Here is an 18802-nt window from a genome sequence, read left to right on the forward strand (position 1 = left end):
GGCCAGGACCGTGACGGTGAGCGGGTCGCCGGGCCCGGCGCCCGGCGGCGCGACCTCGGCCACGGACGCCACCTCCCGGCGCCCCCCGGGATGGCGGGCGACGTGGACGACCAGGTCGACGGCCGCCGCCAGCTGGTCGCGCACGGCCGGCAGCGGGAGGTCGACGTCGGCCATCAGGCACATGGTCTCCAGGCGCCGGAGCGCGTCGGCCGGGCCGTTGGCGTGGCACGTCGACAGCGACCCCTCGTGCCCCGTGTTCATCGCCTGCACCATGTCGAGCGCCTCGGCGCCACGGACCTCGCCGACGATGATGCGGTCGGGCCGCATGCGGAGGGCGTTGCGAACGAGGTCGCGCACCGTCACCCGCCCCACCCCCTCGGCGTTGGCGGGCCGGGCCTCGAGCCGGACGACGTGGTCGCCCGGCAGCCGAAGCTCGGCGGCGTCCTCGACGGTGATCACCCGCTCGCCGGGCGGGATCCCGCCGGCCAGCGTGTTGAGCAGGGTGGTCTTGCCGGCGCCGGTGCCACCGCTCACGATGACGTTGAGGCGGGCGGCGACGGCCCACCGCAACAGGTCGGCGACGCCGGCCGGGGCGGCGTCCTCCAACGGGACGGTGCCCGACGCGAACCGTCGGATCGTCAGGCAGGGACCGTCGATGGCGAGGGGTGGGATCACGGCGTTGACGCGGGAGCCGTCGGCGAGGCGGGCGTCGACCACGGGCGACAGGCGGTCGACCCGCAGGCCGAGGGGGGCGACGACCCGCTCGACGAGGTGCTCGACGGTCGGCCGGTCGACGACGACGACCGTCCGCTCCAGCGTCCCGGCCCGCTCCACCCAGACGGGGCCCGGCCCGTTCACCATCACCTCGGTCACGGTGGGGTCCTCGAGCAGCGGCTGGAGCGGCCCGAGCCCGGTGGTGCGGGCGAGGACGGCGTCGACCACGGCGTCGACCTGTGGCCCGCCGAGCAGCGGGGCGGTGGCGCGCACGAGCGACGCCACGTCCGCGACGGTGGGCACGTCGCCCGTGCCGGGGCGCGACGTCGCCGCCTGCCGCTCGCGCAGCAGCCGCTGGTGGACGACGCCGGCCAGGCCGTCGAGGGGGGCGAGGGCACTCATGCCGCGCCTCGCAGCGAACGGGCCAGCGCCCGCGGGAGGCGGGCGGCGAGCAGCCCGGCGTCGACGGCGCGCGCCACGGCGGGGTCCCACCGGACCTCGGCGCGGACGGGAACGCCGAGGACGTCCTCGACGTCCTGGCGCCCGAGCGACCGCCCGGGCTCGTCCACGACGACGACCCCCGATGGTCGGACCGGCGCGGCGGCGGCCCGGCGGAGGGCGAGGAAGCACGGGCGCAGGACGAGGAGCGACACCGACGCCGAGGCGGCGAGCGTGAGGCCGGGGTCGCCAGGGTCGTCGGGGCCGACCGTGCCGCAGTCGGCGACGACCGGGCGGGGATCCGCCGCCAGCACGCCGGCCAGCAGGTCGGGTCGGTGCGCGATGACCCGGCGCCCGCCGGGCCGGCCGGCCGGGTGGTCGCCGGGCGGGTCGGCAGCCACGACGCCCGCCGGCACGTCGGGCCGGTGCGCGACCGCCGGGTCAGGCTGGGCGGACCTCCCACCCGCCGGCCCAGCCCGCTCGGTGGCGGCGCCGACGGCCCCACCAGCCGGGCGCCCGGGCGTCGCGCCCGTCGTGGACCACGGGTCGGCGCGGCCGGAGCCTCTCGGGAGCACGGCCAGGCCCGGGGCGGCGACGCGTTCCAGGCGGGACAGGGCGTCGGCCGGGGTGTCGGGGCCGGCGGCGAGCCAGTCGAGGACGCCGGCGCCGTCCGGTTCGGGGACGCCGAGCGCGGCGGGGACGTCGCCGGCCAGGTCGACGAGGAGCGCTCCGGCGGACGCGGAGCGGGCGAGCAGGAGGGCGAGGGCGACCGACACGACGGTGGTGCCGCACCCGCCCTTGGCGGACCAGCAGGAGATGAGCAACGAACCCTCCCCGGGCGCGCGACTAGGGGCCTCTGGGGGAAGGGCGAGCGCCACCCTACCGCACCCCTACGACACCCTCGTCCGGGGAGCGGCAGGGCCACCCCTAGGCTCGGCCGGCGTGACGGCCGCCTTCTTCGACCTCGACAAGACCGTCATCGCCCGGGCCTCGATGGTCGCCTTCGGGCGCCCGCTCTACCGGGAGGGACTGATCTCCCGGTGGCTCCTGCTGCGCGCCCTCTACGGCCAGCTCGTCTACCTGTACCTGGGTGCGGACGAGGCGCGGATGGCCCGGATGCGGCGGTCGGTGCTGGCGCTGACCAAGGGCTGGGAGCAGGCGACGGTCAGCCGGATCGTGCGCGAGGCGCTGGCCGAGGTGGTCGAGCCGATCGTCTATGACGAGGCCCTCCAGCTCATCCGCGAGCACCGGGAGGCGGGGCGGCGGGTGTACCTCGTGTCGGCGTCGCCCGAGGAGATCGTCGCCCCGCTCGCGCGCTACCTCGGCGTCGACGACATCATCGCCACCCGCGCCCGGCTCGACGGCGACGGTCGCTACTCCGGGGAGCTCGAGTTCTACGCGTTCGGGCCGTACAAGGCGGAGGCGATGGAGGCGCTGGCGGCGAGCGAGGGCATCGACCTTTCGGCCTCGTGGGCGTACTCGGACTCGGCCACCGACATCCCGATGCTCGCCTGCGTCGGGCACCCGGTGGCGGTCAACCCCGACCGCGAGCTCGCCCGGATGGCGCGGCGGGAGGGGTGGGAGGTGCGGCTCTTCGTGCGGAAGGTGCGGCTGCGGGACCGGGTGGCGATGCCGCCGCCCGGGCCGACGGCCGCCATCGGCGGAGGGCTGGCGGCGGTCGTGGCCGGGCTCGTGGTCTGGTGGTGGGTGCGGCGGGACGACGCCGACCCGGGCGATCAGGCGGCGCGGACCTTCTTCGCGGCGAACACGGCGAGGCCGGCCAGGACGGCGAGCAGGAGGAGCTTCTTCATGGGCGCGGAGTGTAGGCAGGCGGTCGGGACGGCGTGGCGGGCGGCCCGGCGGCGCCGCTGACGACGGCGCCCATTGGCGAGCGGCGAGCGGCGAGCGGCGAGCGCCCGTACCGGGGACGACGGCGCCCGTGCGGTGCGGCGAGCGGCGAGCGGGCCCTGACGGCCGCCCCCGGTCGAGGCGCTAGGTTCGGCGGCGGAGGTGTCCGGCGACCTGGTGGCGCCCCCCGCCTTCAAAGCGGGTGGTCGCAGTGATCCTGTGACGGCGGGTTCGATTCCCGTCCACCTCCGCCACCAGCACCCCGCCACCCGCCACCGGAACGCCGCGCTACGCCGCGCCCCTGCACCTCGCCCGGTGGCCGTCCCAGTCCCAGCCCGCCAGGAACTCCTCGGCGGCGGACCGGCCGTTCCCGAAGAGCAGGCGCTGGTCGGCCTCGCTCAGGTCGAAGTCGACGGAATCGACGGTGCCGGTGTCGACGAAGATCGTACGGTCCACCACGCACGGGTCGTCGAGGTGCATCTGGTCGCGCGCGTTGACCATCGTGCGGAGCATGGCGGTGGCCAGGCCGAACGGCCCCGACACCGGCCGGGGCACCTGGTTGGCCTCGGGCCGGGCCGAGAGCTTCACGCCGAACGTCGGCCAGCGGGGCGGGCGGCCGTCGTCGCGGTCGAAGGTGTCGATCGGGAAGTTCGACAGCAGGCCGCCGTCGACGAGGGTCGACCGGGCGCCGCCCCGCCCCCGCAGCTCGACCGGCTCGTAGAAGAACGGGATCGACGCGGACGCGCGGACGGCGTCGGCCACGGGCTGCTCGTCGGGGTCGAGGCCGTACCGCGGGTAGTCCCAGGGCAGCCGCACGAGCCGGCCGCTCGACACGTCCGACGCCGTGACGACCAGCCGGTAGCGCCGCCCCTCGGGGAGCGCGGTGCCGTCGTCGTCGTCGATGCGGAGGTCGCCGAAGGTGCGCACGCCCGCCTCTCGCAGCCGGTCGTCGACCCAGCGGCGGACGGCGTCGCCCTCGAACACGCCGTTCTCGAACAGCACCGACAGCGCCGGCCCGACGAGCGGCACCCGGTCGAGCCAGCCAGGGTCGCGGAACTGGCGGTAGTCGACGTCGTGCACGAGCTCGGCGAGCCGGTCCGCCGGCACGCCGGCGGCGACGAGCGCGCCGACGATGGCGCCGGCCGAGCTGCCGGCGACGCGCCGGAACCGGTAGCCCCGCTCGGCCAGCACGGCGACCGCGCCGACGAGGCCGATCCCCTTCACCCCGCCGCCCTCGAGCACGAGGTCGCAGTCCATTGCCGGGCCCGCCCGCCCCGTCGCCCGCCGGCGCTGCCGCTAGACGGCCAGCAGGTCCCGCGCCCCCGTGTCGCTCGACGGGTGGCGCAGCTTCGACATGGCTCTCGCCTCGATCTGGCGGATGCGCTCCCTGGTCAGGTTGAAGTGCTCCCCGACCTCCTCGAGCGTGCGGGGCTCGCCCCGGTCCAGCCCGAAGCGGAGCTTCAGGATCTCCCGCTCGCGCTCGTCCAGCGGGGCGAGCAGGCGGGCGATCTCCTCGGGCAGCAGCGCGGTGGCCGCCACCTCGAAGGGCGACTCGGCCGAGCGGTCCTCGACCACGTCGCCGAGCTCGGCGTCGCCGTCCTCGCGCAGCGGCTCGGAGAGCGACAGCGGCTCGGCGGCGAAGCGCAGCGCCTCGGTGACCTTGTCCTCGGGCATCTCGACCTCGGCCGACAGCTCGGTGAGCGTGGCCGGGCGGCCGAGCTTCAGCTCCAGCCGGGCCCTCGCCTTCTGGAGGCGGGCCAGGGTGTCGCCGGCGTGGACGGGCAGCCGGATGGTGCGGCCGGTGTTGGCGATGCCGCGGGTGATGGCCTGGCGGATCCACCAGGTCGCGTAGGTGGAGAACTTGAAGCCCTTGCGCCAGTCGAACTTCTCGACGGCGTGCATGAGGCCGAGGTTCCCCTCCTGGATGAGGTCGAGGAGGGGCAGCCCGGAGGCCTGGTACTTCTTCGCGATGGAGACGACGAGCCGCAGGTTGGACTGGACGAAGGTGCGCTCGGCGTCCTCGCCCGCGCGCAGCACGCGGCGGAGCTCGCGCCGCTTGGACGCCGTGAGGTCGCGGGGCTGCCCGTCGAGCGACTGGCGGGCGGCGTTGCCCGCCTCGATCGCCTGGGCCAGGCGGACCTCGTCGTCCTTCGTGAGCAGCGGGTACTGACCGATGTCGGTGAGGTAGAGCCGGACGAGGTCTTCCTCGTCCCGCTCGACGCGCTCCTTTGGCAAGGGATGAGTCTCCTGGCTGGCCGGTCAGTTGTGCGGTCGGGGCATCGGCTCGGGCGCCCACGACCGACGAGCCGCCCCAGCGGTTCGGCTCCTACGATACCGACGGGGTCAAGGGTGCCAACCCGGCCCGGCGGACCGGCGCCGCACCGGGCGTCCCCATCGGCCGGGGAGCGCCGAGCGTGAGGCGGTACGGTCGGCTCGTGGCCGACGAGGTCGAGCTCGCCATCGTGACCATGGTGTTCGACGCCACCGACCCCGAAGTCCTGCTCGCCGTGCTGTCGAAGTACGTGGTGCTGTCGAGGATGCAGGCCGGGTGCAGGAACATCGACCTGTGCGCCTCGGTGACCGTGCCGGGGCGGTTCGTGGTGATCGAGAAGTGGGCGACGGCGGCCGACCAGCGGGCCCACTTCGACGCCGAGGAGACGGTGGCGATGGCGAAGGCCTGCGAGGGCCTGCTGGCCCGCCCGCCCACCATCGACCTCCTCGAGGGCCTGAGCGCGCACGACCTCCACTAGGCCGGGCGGCCCGGCGGCCCGGCGGCGCCGGGTCAGCCGGCGGCGTCGAGCGCCCGGCGGGCCTCGTCGGACAGCCGGACGACGTCGGCCCAGCGCAGCCCGTCGCCGTCCCACAGCGCGGCGAAGGCGGCGTCGGCGGCGTCGGTGAACCCGTGCCGGTTGCGGAAGTGGTAGAGCCGGCGCTGGCGCTGGCCCCGGTACCCGAGGCGGGCCAGCCGCCCGATGCAGTAGGCGTCCCACGCGGTCGAGTGGGGCAGGGGGATGGCGTCGTCGGGGCCGGGCTCGCCGAAGCCGGGGTCGAGGCGGTCGCGCACGCGCAGCAGCAGCCGGCCGAGCGTGTCGGCCACGCCGGGCTCGGACAGCTGTCGGAAGCGGCGCGGGTCCTCGAACGCGCCGCCCTCCACCGCGACGACGAGCGGCTCGACGCTCGCCACCCTCGCCCGCCCGAGCGGCGACGACTCGTCCACCTCGACGCGGAGCGGCAGGTCGAGGCCGAGGTCGTCCAGCACCTTCTCGGCGACGGCGGCGATGCGGGCCGCGTCGAACTCGACGTAGCCGAACGCGTCGGGCGCGACCGTCACCCGCCCCACCTCAGCCGCCGGGCGCCGGCGCGGCGTCCGCCCGCGCCGCACGGGAGAGCGCCGAGATCTCGTCGATCTCCGCGGTCGTGAACCCGGCCAGCTCCCGGAAGCGCCTGGCCAGCTGCACGGGGCTGTCGGCCTCCTCGCCGCGCAGCCCGTCGAAGGAGAACAGCTTGTCGACGACGCGCTGGAACTCGAGCGCCCTGGCCCGGCGCTCGGGGTCGCGCTCGGTGAGGCGGCGCAGCCAGTCCGAGCCCATGCGGACGTGGGTGACCTCGTCGGCGAGCATCCAGTCCTCGCAGAACTCGAGCACCGGGTCGCCGCCCCGCGCGCCGAACTCGCGCATGGTGTTGAACACGTCGATGGCGAGGCCCTCGAGGGCGCGGTTGACCCCGGTGAGCCGGAGGACCGGGTCGGGGTTGCAGGACGCCTCGTAGAGGAGGGTCTGCTCGGCGAACTCGCCGATCTCGGTGCCCATCCAGTCGCCGAGCTTGGCGGAGATCTCGCAGTGCCTCGCCTCGTCCCAGCACTGGCGGGCCATGTCGAGCTTGAGCGCGAAGGGCGCCTCGTGCGGCGCCGTGCCCGTCTCGAAGTCCCAGCACGTGCGGCCGGCGCCCTCCAGGGCCTGGATCTCGCCGACGAAGATGCCGTGCATCAGCACCCGCGCCCCGTCGGGCCCGCCCCTGCGGTCCGGGGCGAGCCTCCCCTGGCGGCCGCTCCGCCGGGCCGCGGCGTCGTCGCCGGCGCGGCGGGGGTCGCGCATCCGCTCCTCCATCGGCACGCGGACGAAGCGCTCGTCCCTGGCCAGGCGCTCGACGGGGAGCGTGCGCCTCACGCCGACGCCTCCAGCGCGCCGGTCGGCCCGCCGATCGAGCCCGGCCCGGCGATGCCGCCCGCCGCCAGCATCAGCTTCTCGAGGCAGGCCTGGTGGTCGGCGGCCCGCTGGACCTCCTCCTCGGTCTCGATCAGCGACTGGAGGAGCATCTCGCCGTCGCGCCAGTCCTCCAGCTCGTCGGCCAGCGCGAACTTCAGCGAGCGGATGGTGGGGGCGTCGGTGATCTGGCTCGTGCTGTTCAGGTGGTACGTGTACGCGGCGATCTTGTGCGGGATCAGCACGCGGTACACGCCGACCAGCTTCTCGATGGTGTCGCCCGGCGCCTCCGGCTCGGTCATGGCGGCCACGAACGCCACGAGCTCGTCGTTCGGCGGCACGGTCAGCCGGTCGGGGTTCATCTCCCGCAGCTCGGGCAGCCGCTTGTGCCACAGCTCGGCGTGCCAGGCGTGGTGGTAGCAGTGGGTGCCGAGGCGCAGCTTCACGTCGAGCTCTGGCACGGTCGCCACCCAGCCGCCGAGCGCCTCGAACAGGCGCATCTCGATCCACTTGTAGTGGCCGACCCGGCGGGCCGACTCCTCCACGTCGAAGGCGCCCGGCAGCTCGCGGCGGTCCCACGGCGCGAACGGCGGCCGGGGCGATCGGGGGTCGGCCATCGGGCTCCTTCGGGACGGGCGGCTGCGGGAGGGGCGGCGCCGGACGCTCGGGTCAGCCCGCGGCCTCAGCCTGGCGCGAGGCTGACCCACGGGTCAAGACACCGGGGGCCTCGGCGACGGCGATCCCGGCGAGGATCAGCAGCGCGCCGACCGTGCCCGCGAGGCCGAGCCGCTCGCCGGCCACGTAGCCCACGAGGGCGGCGAACACCGGCTCCAGCATGAGCAGCAGCGCCGTCCTCGTCGGTCCCAGCACCCGCTGGCCCCAGATCTGGAGGAAGAAGGCGGCGGCGGACACGGCGACCCCCGTGTAGGCGGCGGCCAGCAGCGCCGTCCACGACAAGCCGTAGCCGCCGAGGAGCAGGCCGGGGACGGCGAGCACCAGCGAGGCCACGCCCAGCTGCACGGCGGTCAGCCGCACGGTGTCGAAGCGGGGCGCGTAGTCGGCGAGGACGACGATGTGGACGGCGAAGGAGAAGGCGCACCCGAGGGTCAGCGCCTCGCCCTTGCCGAAGCCCACCGACCCGCCGGTGAGGAGGACGAGGCCGGCGACGGCGAGCACCACGCCGGCCGCGGTCGTCGGCGGCGGGAGCCGTCGGCTCACGACGGCGACGATCAGCGGGACCATCACGACGAGCAGGTAGGTGATGAACGCGGACGCGGACGACGTCGTGTACTGGATGCCGGTCGTCTGGAACAGGTAGCCGACGGCGAGGACGAGCCCCGCGACGGTCCCGGCCCTCGCCACGCCGGGGCGGTCCGCCCGCCGGGCGAACGGCGCGAGCGACAGCGCGCCGAACGCGAAGCGGACGGCGAGGAACGGGACGGGCTCGACGTCCTCCACCGCCTCCTGCATGACGAGGAAGCTGGTGCCGAACAGCGCGGCCGCGACGGCGACGGCGGCCGCGGCGACGACGGGCGAGGTGACCGGCCCGGCCGGCAGCCGGCCGGGGACGGGGGCCGGTTCCGCCACTAGCCCCGGTACAGGTTGGTGATCGGCAGGCGCCGGTCCTTGCCGAACGCCTTGGGGGTGACCCGCACGCCGGGCGGCGTCTGGCGGCGCTTGTACTCCGAGAGGTCGACGAGGCGGACGACGCGGTGGACGACGGCGGGGTCGAAGCCGGCGTCGACCAGCTCGGCGGCGGTCAGGTCGCCCTCGACGTACGCCTCGAGCACGGGGTCGAGCTCGTCGTAGGGGGGCAGCGACTCGTCGTCGCGCTGGTCGGGGCGCAGCTCGGCCGACGGCGGCTTGGTGAGCACGGCCTCGGGCACGAGGTCGCGGCCGGCGACGCGGTTGCGGTACCGGCACAGCTCGTACACGAGCGTCTTCGGCACGTCCTTGATCACCGCGAACCCGCCGGCCGTGTCGCCGTAGAGCGTGGAGTAGCCGACCGCCATCTCGCTCTTGTTGCCGGTGGTCAGCACCAGCCACCCGAACTTGTTGGACAGGGCCATGAGGACCACACCGCGGATGCGGGACTGGACGTTCTCCTCGGTGATGTCCTCGTCCCGGTCGGCGAAGCTCGGGGCCAGCATGCCGAGCAGCGCCTCGTGGGCCGGCTCGATGGGGATGGTCCGCAGGTCGGCGCCGAGGTTGGCGGCCAGCGCGGAGGCGTCGGCCACCGAGCCCTCGCTCGAGAAGCGCGACGGCATGGCCACGCCGTGCACGTGCTCGGCGCCGAGGGCGTCGGCGGCGATCACGGCGACGAGCGACGAGTCGACCCCGCCGGACAGGCCGATGAGCACGTCCGTGAACCCGTTCTTGACGACGTAGTCGCGGGTGCCGAGCACCAGCGCCTCGTAGACCTCGGCCACCGGGTCGAGGGGCTCGACGACGGTCGGCCCCGGCGGCGGCCCGTCCACCGTGCCGGCCACCGCCGTCACGTCGACGACCGGCAGCGACGGGCTCGACGCCCGCCCCCGCGGGTCGAGCAGGCGCTTGCGGAACACCGGCCGCACCTCGACGTCGACGACGAGCACCTGCTCCCGGAACTGCGCCCCCCTCGCGATCACCCGCCCGTCGGCGTCGAACACCAGCGAGGCGCCGTCGAAGACGAGCTCGTCCTGGCCGCCGACCTGGTTGACGTACACGAGGGCGCACGACGCGTCGGCCGCCCGCGTGGCCAGCATGCGCTCGCGCTCCTCGACCCGGCCGGCGTAGTAGGGCGAGGCGTTGAGGTTGAGGACGAGCTCGGCGCCGCCGGCGGCGGCCTCGGCGATCGGCCCGGTGGGGCTCCACGCGTCCTCGCAGATCGACAGCCCGACCCGCACGCCGCCGATCAGGAACAGGGTGGGCGGCTCGGTCGACGCCGCGAAGTAGCGCTGCTCGTCGAACACGGCGTAGTTCGGCAGGAGGCGCTTGTGGTACGTGCCGAGGATGGCGCCGTGGGCGCACACGGCGGCCGCGTTGAACAGGTCCCGCCCCGCGTCCACGAAGCCGACGACCGCCGCGCACCGGCCCGTCCTCGCCGCCACCTTCTCCAGCGCGGCCCGGTTGTCGGCCACGAACCGGGGCTTCAGGAGCAGGTCCTCGGGCGGGTAGCCGGTGATGGCCAGCTCGGGGAAGACGGCGACGTCGCAGCCGGCGGCCTCGGCCCGGTCGAGGGCGGCGAGCACGCGGTCGGCGTTGCCGTCGAGGTCGCCGACGACGGTGTCGAGCTGGCAGGCGGCGATCCGCAGGCGGGCCACGTCCCAAGCCTACGAGGGGCGGCCTACCGTCTCGGGGTGGCGATCGACACGCTCGACGGCGAGGTGGAGCGGTCGGCGGCGCCGGTCGCCGTCCGCGTGGCCGTCGACCGGGTCGCCGCCCTCCACCCCGACCTCCACGACCGGCTGGCCGCCGACCCCCGCCTGGCCGCCGCGCTCGTGGCCGTGACGGCGGCGAGCGGCGAGCTCACCCGGCTGCTCGCCACCGACCCGGCCGCCCTCGACGTGCTCGCCGACCTCGACCGCCGGGCGCCGCCCGACGCGTCCGACGGGGCCGCGCTCGCCCGCTGGAAGGCGAGGGAGTACCTGCGCATCGCGGCGACGGACCTGTGCGGCATGGCTGCGCTGGAGGACGTCGGCGCCGCGCTCGCCGCGCTCGCCGCGGACGTGCTCGCCGGCGCCTGCACGGTCGCGGGCGCGGACGGGCTCGCCGTGATCGGCATGGGGAAGCTCGGCGGCTCCGAGCTGAACTACGCCAGCGACGTCGACGTCATGCTCGTCGGCGAGGACGAGAAGGCGGCGCGTGACGTGCTGGCCGTCGCCCGCGGCTGCTTCCGCGTCGACGCCAACCTCCGGCCCGAGGGGCGCAGCGGGCGGCTGGTGCGCACCGTCGACGCCTACGTCGCCTACTGGCACCGCTGGGCCCAGCCGTGGGAGTTCCAGGCGCTGCTGAAGGCGAGGGCGGTGGCCGGCGACGCCGACGCCGGCGCCCGCTTCGAGGACGCCGCCCGGCAGGCGCTGTGGGAGCGGCCGTTCAGCGCCGACGACCTCCGCTCGCTGCGGGCCATGAAGGCCCGGTCCGAGTCCGAGGTCGGCCGGCGCGGGCTGGCCGACCGGGAGGTCAAGCGGGGGCCGGGCGGGATCCGCGACGTCGAGTTCGCCGTGCAGCTCCTCCAGCTCGTGCACGGGCGCCGCGACCGGCGCCTCCGGTCGCCGACCACGCTCGTCGCCCTGCGGGAGCTGGCCGACGGCGGCTACGTCGACGCCGCCGACGCAGAGGCGCTCGCCGGTGACTACCGGTTCCTGCGCAGGGTCGAGCACGCGCTCCAGCTGGACGAGGGCCGCCAGGTCCACGCCGTGCCGGCCGACCGGGCGGCCCGCGACCGGGTGGCCAGGGTGCTCGGCTACCGGGGGGCGCCGGGCGCCACCGCCGCCGACCGGTTCGACGACGACCTCCGCCGCCACCAGGCGTCGGCGCGGGGCATCCACGAGCGCCTCTACTTCCGCCCCCTGCTCGACGCGCTCGCCGGCGAGGCCGGGCTGCTGTCCGCGGAGGCGACCGAGGCCCGGCTGTCGGCGCTCGGGTTCGCCGACGCCGACCGGACGCGCCAGGCCGTGCAGGAGCTCACCAGGGGGCTGCGGCGGTCGTCCCGGCTCATGCAGCAGCTGCTGCCGCTGCTGCTCGGCTGGCTGGCCGACTCGCCCGACCCCGACCTCGGCCTGCTCGGGCTGCGCCACCTCGCCTGGGGGTCGCGGGTGTCGACCGAGCTGGCGGTCGCCGTGCGGGACTCCCCCGAGACCGCCAGGCGGCTCTGCCTCCTCCTCGGCACCAGCAAGCTCATCGGCGCCGCCCTCCGGCGCAACCCCGACCTCGTGCCCGCGCTGCGGTCGCCCGAGGCGCTGGCCGGCGGCGACCGGGCGGCGACGCTCGAGGCGGCGAGGGCGGCGGTCGCCTGGCGGCCCGAGGAGGCCGAGCGGTCGGCCGCGCTGCGCCGCTTCACCGACCGCGAGCGGCTGCGGGTGGCGGCCGCCGACGTGCTCGGCGCGACGGACGTGGCCGCCACCGCCCGGTCGCTCACCGTCCTCGGCGAGGCCACCCTCGAGGCCGCCGTCGAGCACCTCGCCCCTCCCCTGCCGTTCGCCGTCGTCGCCCTCGGCCGCTTCGGCGGCGCCGAGCTGTCCTACGCCAGCGACCTCGACGTCGTCACCGTCTACGACGGCACGACGCCGGCCGACTTCGAGGCGGCCGAGCGGGTCGCCGTCGCCCTGCTGCGGTTCGTGCCGGCCTGGCGGGTGGACGTCCGCCTGCGCCCCGAGGGGCGGCACGGCGCACTGGCCCGCAGCCTCGACGGCTACCGCGCCTACTTCGCGCGGTGGGCCCAGGTGTGGGAGCGCCAGGCGCTGCTCCGGGCCCGGCCGGTGGCCGGCGACCCCGACGTCGGCCGGCGGTTCCTGGAGGAGGCGCGGCGGTTCGCCTTCGAGCGGCCGCTGACGGCCGAGGACGTCCGCGAGATCCGCCGGATCAAGGCCAGGGTCGAGCGGGAGCGCCTGCCGGCCGGCGACGATCCCCAGTTCCACCTCAAGCTCGGCCGCGGGTCGCTCTCCGACGTCGAGTTCTGCGTCCAGCTCCTCCAGCTGCGGGCCGGCGTCGCCGAGCCGGGGACGATGGCCGCGCTCGACGCCCTCGTCGCCGACGGCGCCGTCGACGCCGACGACGCCCGCGTCCTGGCCGACGCCTACCGGTTCTGCGAGCGCACCAGGAACCGGTGGTTCCTCGTGAACGGCGGCCCCGGCGACTCCCTGCCGTCCCGGCCCGACCGGCTGGGCAAGCTGGCCCGCTCGCTCGACACCACGCCGCCCGCCCTCCGCGACGAGTACCGGCGGGTCACCCGGCGGGCCCGCCGGGTGGTGGAGCGGCTGTTCTACGGGAAGGGCTAGAACCTCCCGGTGCACCTCCTCACGCTCCACGACCTCCTGGCCGGCCACGCCGACGCCGGGACCGCCTACTGGGAGTTCCTGCGGGAGGCGACGATGTCCGCCGGGCTGTACCGGCTGCCGGCCGGGGCCGACGACCCGCAGCAGCCCCACGCCGAGGACGAGGTGTACGTCGTGCTGGCCGGGTCGGCCAGGCTGGCGAGCGGCGACGACGACGTCGAGGTGCACGCCGGCACGGTGGCGTTCGTGCCCGCCGGCGAGGTCCACGGGTTCCACCACATCGCCGACGACCTCGCCGTCCTCGTGATCTTCTCGCCGCCCGAGACCGGCGACTGACGCAATCCCGGCGCCGGTGGCGCCCGTATCAAGGGCAGTCCCGCCGCCGAGGAGGTCGACCGTGCGACCGTTCCCGTCCCCCCAGCGCCGCCTGCCCGGCGCCGCCCTGGTCGCCGCCGTGCTCGTCGGGCTCCTGGCCGCCCCCGCCGGCGCCACCGCCCGGGTGGGGGTGGTCCGCAGCCCGGGGGCCGGGCTCGGCGCCCGCCTGTACGGCGTGGCGTTCGGGTCGCCGTCCTCGGGCTGGGCCGTCGGGTCGCGGGGCCGGACCCTCGAAGGGCCGACCGAGCTCGACGTCCTGATCCAGCGGTGGGACGGCGCGCGGTGGACGACGGTGACCACCGAGGCCGTCGCCTCGAGCGACGAGGCCCTCACCGGCGTCGCCGCGCTGTCGGCGACCGACGCGTGGGCCGTCGGGTGGCAGGACCGCTACGGCTACAACGCCGACCTGCCGATCCTCCTGCACTGGGACGGCGCCACGTGGTCGCCCGTCACCGGCGCGATGGCGACGGGCCGGCTGTGGTCCGTCGCCGCCTCGGGGCCGGACGACGTGTGGGCGCTCGGCACCCAGCTGCAGCACTGGGACGGCCGGTCGTGGTCGGTCGTGCCCCTGGCCGACGTGGCCGCCGCGCACGCGTACACCGCCGTCGCCGCCTCCTCGCCGACCGACGCCTGGGTGGTCGGGTCGACGTTCATCGGCACCTACGGGAGCCGGGGCCAGACCCTCGTCCAGCACTGGGACGGGAGCTCCTGGTCGGTCGTGCCCACCGCCACCACGGACCTCGACGACCGGCTCACCGCCGTCGGCGCGGCCGGCGGGCGGGCCTGGGCGGTCGGCTCGTCGTCCGGCCAGGCGCTCGCCATGCGGTGGGACGGGCGGTCGTGGCGGCGGGCGGCGCTGCCCGCCACCGCCGGCGCCGCCGGGCTGGCCGGGGTGACGGTCGCCGCCGACGGCACCGCCTGGGCCGTCGGCCACCACGACGCCCACGACGCCAACGGCTGGGCCGTGTGGCACACGCTGGTCGAGCGGTTCGACGGCCGGGCCTGGCGGATCGTGGACAGCCCGAACCCGGCCGTCGGCGAGTCGTGGTTCCAGGCCGCCGGCGCCGTCGGCACGACGGCCTGGCTGGTCGGCGCCGACCGCGACGCGCTGGTGGCGCGAGCCGTCGCCTGACGCCGGCTGCACGCGGGCGCCGGGGCCGGCCCCCAGGGACCGGCCCCGGCCTCCCGCCGCTGCGGCTCGGTCAGTCGCCCTCGTCCGGGCCGCCCCACGGACCGCCGGGGCCGTGCGCCCACGGCGGCGGGCCGCCCCACGGCCCGGGGCCGCCGGGACCGCCGGGACCGCCAGGACCGCCCGGGCCGAACGGCGGGGCGTCCTCCACGAAGTGGCGCGCCCCCTCCTCCAGCCGGCCGCGCAGCTCGTCGGCCTCGGCCTCGGTGAGGTCGCCGTCCGCGACGGCCTCGTCGAGCCGCTCGTTGCCGGCGGCGACGAGCGCGTCGATCACCGCCGACGGCTCGACGCCGTGCTCCTCGGCGACCTCGGCGACCGTCCGCCCGTCGGCCAGCGCCTCCCGCAGGGCGTCGGCGTCGACCCCGATCGTCGCCGCCGCCGTGTCGAGCGCGTGCTCCAGGATCTCCATCCCCCTGGCGTGGCGCTGCCAACCGGGCGGGAGCTCCTCGACCACCGCGTCCCTGACGGCGTCGGCCTGCTCCTCGGTGATCGTGCCGTCCTCGACGAGGCCGTCGAGGGCCCGGTCGAGCGGGCCGCCGGCGCCGTCCTCGGACGCGGTCGCGGTCGCGGGGGCCTCGGCCGACCCGGCGACGCCGGTCGTCACCAGCCCCGTGACGCCGAGGGCGCCGAGGGCGACGGCCACGGAGGCCACCGCCGTGCGTGTCGTGGTGTTCATGCGCCGATCATCGGCGCACGGTGTGAGGGAACTGTGAGGCGGCGCGGAGGATCCCGCTAGTTGCCGCTGCGCTCGCCCCGCAGCTTCTGGCGCTCCTCCTTCACCGCCTGGCGGACGCGCTCGGCCTGGTCGACCGTGAGCACGTTCTCGCGCACCAGGCGGTCCAGCGCGTGCTGGAGGGCGTCGAGCCCGCCGCCTCCGCCCCGTCCTCCCCGTCCGAACCTGCGACCGAATGCCATGGCGAGGCGGTCTACCACGCCCCGTAGGCTCCGCCCGTGGCCGACGTGCTCCCCGCCCTCCTCGTCGACCTCTACGAGCTCACCATGGCCGACGCCTACCGCAGGGACGGGATGGCCGACCGGCCGGCGACGTTCAGCCTGTTCGTCCGGTCACTGCCGCCCGGGCGGGGCTACCTCGTGGCCGCCGGGCTGGACGACTGCCTCGCCTGGCTGGAGGGCCTGTCGTTCGGGGACGAGGAGCTGGCCGCCGTCGACCGGCTCGGCGTGTTCGACGCCGGGTTCCTCGACTGGCTGGGTGGCGTGCGGTTCACCGGGTCGGTGCGGGCCGTGCCCGAGGGGACGGTCGTGTTCCCGTCGGAGCCGGTGCTGGAGGTCGACGCCCCGCTGGCCGAGGGCCAGCTGGCCGAGACGTTCCTGCTGAACCAGGTCACCCTCCAGACCGTGATCGCCACGAAGGCGGCCCGCTGCCGCGACGCGGCCGGCGGGCGGGCCGTCGTCGACTTCTCGCTGCGCCGCACCCACGGCGTCGACGCCGGCATGAAGGTCGCCAAGGTGGCCGGCCTGGTCGGGCTCGACGGCACCAGCAACGTCGCCGGCGCCGACCGCTACGGCGTGCCGGCGAGCGGGACGATGGCCCACTCGTTCGTGCAGGCGTGGGGCGACGAGACCGAGGCGTTCCGGGCCTACGCGCGCGCCTTCCCGGACAGCGCCGTCCTGCTCGTCGACACCTACGACACGGCGAGGGGGGTCGAGCGGGCCATCGAGGTCGCGCTCGAGCGGCGGCGGGACGGGGGCGGCATCCGCGGCATCCGGCTCGACAGCGGCGACCTCGCCGCGCTCGCCGCCGACGCGCGGCAGCGCCTCGACGCGGCCGGGCTGGAGGACGTCCGCATCTTCGCCTCCGGCGGGCTGGACGAGCGGTCGCTGGCCCGGCTGGTCGCCGACGGCGCGCCGATCGACGGGTTCGGCGTCGGCTCGACCCTCGGCGTCTCGGCCGACGCGCCGACCGTCGACACCGTCTACAAGCTCGTCGCCGTCGACGGCCGGCCGGTGCTGAAGACCTCGCCCGGCAAGGCCAGCTGGCCGTGCCCGAAGCAGGTGTGGCGGGCGCCGGGCTGGACGGGCGACACGGTGGCCGGCCAGGACGAGCCGCCGCCGGTCGACGGCGCCGTGCCCCTGCTCGTCGACGTCATGCGGGACGGGGCGCGGACGGCGGCCGGGCGGGTCGGCTTGGCCGAGGCCAACGCCCACTTCGAGGATGGCTTCTCGCAGCTGCCGGCCGGCGTGCGGCGGCTGGACGGGCCCGAGCCGTACCCGGTCGCCATCTCGGAGCGGCTGCGGGCCGTCGCCCGGGAGATCACGAGCAGGGAGGTGGGATGACGATGGAGCTGGACGGTCGGGCCGCGCTGGTCGTCGTCGACGTGCAGAACGACTTCGCCGACCCGAACGGCGGCCTGTACGTGCGGGGCGGCGAGGAGATCGTCCCGACGGTCAACGGCCTCGTCGCCGAGGCCCTCGCCGCCGGCGCGCTCGTGGCGTACACGCAGGACTGGCACCCGCCGTCGACCCCGCACTTCGCCAAGGACGGCGGCGTGTGGCCGGTCCACTGCGTGAAGGACACCTGGGGCGCGGCCCTGCACCCCGACCTGGCCGTCGCCGGGCCGGTCGTGCGCAAGGGCAGCGACGGCGAGGACGGCTACTCGGGGTTCTACGAGCGCGACGTCGACACCGGCGAGGACCGGCCCACGGCCCTGCACGGCCTGCTCGCCGAGCGGGGGGTGGAGCGGGTGGTGGTCGTCGGCCTCGCGCAGGACGTGTGCGTGAAGGCGACCGCGCTGGACGCCCAGCGCCTGGGCTACGCCACGACCGTGCCGCTGGAGGCGACGAGGCCGGTCAACCTCGAGGACGGCGACGCCGACCGCGCCAACGACGAGCTCCGCGCCGCCGGCGTGACCCTCGCCTGAGGCGTCACACCCGCCTGCTTCAATGGCGGACGGGAAGGAGGTGGCGACATGGCAGGTCGAGACGTGCGCTTCGACGTCCCGCTGTACACGGTCGCGGACGCGGCGCGCAGCGTGGCCGTCCCCCAGACGACGCTCGCGGCGTGGGCGAAGGGCTACGTCCGCCGTTCGGCCGGCCGCGCCGACGTGGTCGGGGCCCCCGTCGTCACCTACCTCGCGCCGACCGGCGTGAAGGACCCGTCGATCCCGTTCGTCGGGCTCGCCGAGGCGCTGGTGCTCGCCGCCGTCCGCCGGAGCGGCGTGCCCATGCAGCGGATCCGGCCGGCGCTCGACGCGCTGGAGCACGGAATCGGCGTCGAGCACGCGCTCGCGTCGCGGAAGCTGTACACGGACGGTGCCGAGGTGCTGTTCGACTTCGGCGAGCGCCGGCGGGACACCCCGGAGGGCCAGGTCGCGCTCGACCTGGTCGTCGTCAGGAGCGGGCAGCGGCTGTTCTCCGACGTGGTCGAGTCGTACCTGCGAAGGATCGAGTACGGCGACGACGGCTACGCGACGCTCATCCGGCTGCCCGCCTACGAGCGCGCCGCCGTCGTCGCCGACCCGCGGCGAGCGTTCGGGGCGCCGATCTTCGAGCGCGGTGGCGCCCGCGTCGAGGACGTGCTCGAGCGGTTCTGGGCCGGCGGGTCCGTCGAGGAGCTGTCGGCCGAGTTCGGCGTGCCCGTGGATCACGTCGAGGACGTGCTCCGTGTCGCATCCCGACGGGCTGCCTGACCTCTTCCTCGACCGGAGCCTCGGTCGGATCGCCGTCCCCCGACTCCTCCGCGACGCCGGGCTGCGGCTGACCACCCTCGCCGAGCACTACGGCGTGCCGGCCGACGAGTCGGTGGGCGACGAGGAGTGGCTGGAGCTCGCCGGCGCACGAGGGTGGGTGGTGTTCATGAAGGACGCCCGGGTCCGCTACCGGCCGGCCGAGCGGGAGGCGGTCCTGCGCCACCGCGTCCGCTGCTTCTGCCTCACGAGCCAGTCGCTCCCCGCGGCGGAGATGGCCGCTCGGTTCGTGACGAACCTGCCTCGGATCACGGCGGCGTGCCGCCGCCCTGGCCCGTTCCTCTACGCCGTCCACCCGAGACGGCTGGAGCGCCTGCTCCCCGGGACCTGACGGCGCGCGCCGTGCCGGCGGGACGG

General features: G+C 76.0%; 20 protein-coding genes and 1 tRNA gene. 10 read left to right on the forward strand and 11 right to left on the reverse strand.

The features are described from left to right. Both VGB14_08835 and VGB14_08840 read right to left on the reverse strand, forming a co-directional pair. The coding region (locus VGB14_08835) for a CpaF family protein (protein HEX9993017.1) at positions 1 to 1116 on the reverse strand (1116 nt) is incomplete at its 3' end. Continuing rightward, on the reverse strand, positions 1113 to 1976 hold the full coding sequence (locus tag VGB14_08840; GenBank protein ID HEX9993018.1) for a hypothetical protein: 864 nt from the start codon (positions 1974 to 1976) through the stop codon (positions 1113 to 1115). The genes VGB14_08840 and VGB14_08835, both read right to left, overlap by 4 nt. Before the next feature lie 118 nt (positions 1977 to 2094). Here VGB14_08840 and VGB14_08845 point away from each other — a divergent pair, with 118 nt between their 5' ends. Continuing rightward, entirely contained in the window at positions 2095 to 3024 is a 930-nt protein-coding gene (locus VGB14_08845; protein ID HEX9993019.1) for an HAD-IB family hydrolase, read from the forward strand. Between the two features lie 134 nt (positions 3025 to 3158). Continuing rightward, positions 3159 to 3254 (forward strand) — tRNA-Sec (locus VGB14_08850). A gap of 34 nt (positions 3255 to 3288) precedes the next feature. Here the strand turns inward: VGB14_08850 and VGB14_08855 are convergent. Both VGB14_08855 and VGB14_08860 read right to left on the reverse strand, forming a co-directional pair. Continuing rightward, complete coding sequence (locus VGB14_08855; protein HEX9993020.1) at positions 3289 to 4257, reverse strand: patatin-like phospholipase family protein; 969 nt, start codon at positions 4255 to 4257, stop codon at positions 3289 to 3291. A 39-nt stretch (positions 4258 to 4296) separates the two neighbouring features. Further along, positions 4297 to 5235, reverse strand: coding sequence for a sigma-70 family RNA polymerase sigma factor (locus tag VGB14_08860; protein ID HEX9993021.1), 939 nt, complete (start codon positions 5233 to 5235; stop codon positions 4297 to 4299). 200 nt (positions 5236 to 5435) lie between these two features. On the opposite strand from VGB14_08860, the gene VGB14_08865 reads away from it, so the two are divergent. After that, entirely contained in the window at positions 5436 to 5750 is a 315-nt protein-coding gene (locus VGB14_08865) for an antibiotic biosynthesis monooxygenase (protein ID HEX9993022.1), read from the forward strand. Positions 5751 to 5782: 32 nt separating this feature from the next. Here VGB14_08865 and VGB14_08870 read toward each other — a convergent pair whose 3' ends face one another. The 5 genes from VGB14_08870 to VGB14_08890 are packed head-to-tail and all read right to left on the reverse strand — an operon-like array spanning position 5783 to position 10504. Further along, positions 5783 to 6331 (reverse strand): hypothetical protein, encoded by a 549-nt coding sequence (locus tag VGB14_08870; GenBank protein ID HEX9993023.1) that lies wholly within the window; start codon positions 6329 to 6331, stop codon positions 5783 to 5785. 10 nt (positions 6332 to 6341) lie between these two features. Beyond that, positions 6342 to 7166 (reverse strand): DUF455 family protein, encoded by an 825-nt coding sequence (locus tag VGB14_08875; protein ID HEX9993024.1) that lies wholly within the window; start codon positions 7164 to 7166, stop codon positions 6342 to 6344. Continuing rightward, positions 7163 to 7819, reverse strand: a complete 657-nt coding sequence (locus VGB14_08880) for a hypothetical protein (protein HEX9993025.1) — start codon at positions 7817 to 7819, stop codon at positions 7163 to 7165. The genes VGB14_08875 and VGB14_08880 overlap by 4 nt, the downstream gene beginning before the upstream one ends. 52 nt (positions 7820 to 7871) lie before the next feature. Continuing rightward, a complete protein-coding gene (locus VGB14_08885) occupies positions 7872 to 8789 on the reverse strand; it encodes a DMT family transporter (protein HEX9993026.1) in 918 nt (305 codons plus the stop codon). Beyond that, positions 8789 to 10504 (reverse strand): NAD+ synthase, encoded by a 1716-nt coding sequence (locus VGB14_08890; GenBank protein HEX9993027.1) that lies wholly within the window; start codon positions 10502 to 10504, stop codon positions 8789 to 8791. The genes VGB14_08885 and VGB14_08890 overlap by 1 nt, the downstream gene beginning before the upstream one ends. A gap of 36 nt (positions 10505 to 10540) precedes the next feature. Here VGB14_08890 and VGB14_08895 point away from each other — a divergent pair, with 36 nt between their 5' ends. The 3 genes from VGB14_08895 to VGB14_08905 all read left to right on the forward strand — a co-directional run bounded on the left by VGB14_08895 (position 10541) and on the right by VGB14_08905 (position 14684). After that, entirely contained in the window at positions 10541 to 13180 is a 2640-nt protein-coding gene (locus tag VGB14_08895) for a bifunctional [glutamine synthetase] adenylyltransferase/[glutamine synthetase]-adenylyl-L-tyrosine phosphorylase (protein HEX9993028.1), read from the forward strand. A 9-nt stretch (positions 13181 to 13189) separates the two neighbouring features. Beyond that, the gene (locus VGB14_08900) at positions 13190 to 13513 is read left to right on the forward strand and encodes a cupin domain-containing protein (GenBank protein ID HEX9993029.1); all 324 of its coding nucleotides are present in this window, start codon (positions 13190 to 13192) and stop codon (positions 13511 to 13513) included. A gap of 61 nt (positions 13514 to 13574) precedes the next feature. Further along, positions 13575 to 14684, forward strand: coding sequence for a hypothetical protein (locus VGB14_08905; GenBank protein ID HEX9993030.1), 1110 nt, complete (start codon positions 13575 to 13577; stop codon positions 14682 to 14684). A gap of 70 nt (positions 14685 to 14754) precedes the next feature. Here VGB14_08905 and VGB14_08910 read toward each other — a convergent pair whose 3' ends face one another. Both VGB14_08910 and VGB14_08915 read right to left on the reverse strand, forming a co-directional pair. Continuing rightward, on the reverse strand, positions 14755 to 15417 hold the full coding sequence (locus tag VGB14_08910; GenBank protein ID HEX9993031.1) for a hypothetical protein: 663 nt from the start codon (positions 15415 to 15417) through the stop codon (positions 14755 to 14757). Positions 15418 to 15473: 56 nt separating this feature from the next. After that, positions 15474 to 15656, reverse strand: coding sequence for a hypothetical protein (locus VGB14_08915; GenBank protein HEX9993032.1), 183 nt, complete (start codon positions 15654 to 15656; stop codon positions 15474 to 15476). Between the two features lie 36 nt (positions 15657 to 15692). Between VGB14_08915 and VGB14_08920 the strand changes: the two genes are divergently transcribed. Genes VGB14_08920 through VGB14_08935 form a run of 4 tightly spaced genes read left to right on the forward strand, consistent with a single transcriptional unit; the run spans position 15693 to position 18776 of the window. Then, complete coding sequence (locus VGB14_08920; protein HEX9993033.1) at positions 15693 to 17036, forward strand: nicotinate phosphoribosyltransferase; 1344 nt, start codon at positions 15693 to 15695, stop codon at positions 17034 to 17036. Between the two features lie 2 nt (positions 17037 to 17038). After that, complete coding sequence (locus VGB14_08925) at positions 17039 to 17620, forward strand: isochorismatase family protein (GenBank protein HEX9993034.1); 582 nt, start codon at positions 17039 to 17041, stop codon at positions 17618 to 17620. 48 nt (positions 17621 to 17668) lie between these two features. Continuing rightward, the gene (locus VGB14_08930; protein HEX9993035.1) at positions 17669 to 18388 is read left to right on the forward strand and encodes a DUF433 domain-containing protein; all 720 of its coding nucleotides are present in this window, start codon (positions 17669 to 17671) and stop codon (positions 18386 to 18388) included. Continuing rightward, positions 18363 to 18776, forward strand: a complete 414-nt coding sequence (locus VGB14_08935; protein ID HEX9993036.1) for a hypothetical protein — start codon at positions 18363 to 18365, stop codon at positions 18774 to 18776. The genes VGB14_08930 and VGB14_08935 overlap by 26 nt, the downstream gene beginning before the upstream one ends. Positions 18777 to 18802: the final 26 nt, after the last annotated feature.

The organism is Acidimicrobiales bacterium (genome assembly GCA_036399815.1).
GTDB lineage: Bacteria > Actinomycetota > Acidimicrobiia > Acidimicrobiales > DASWMK01 > DASWMK01.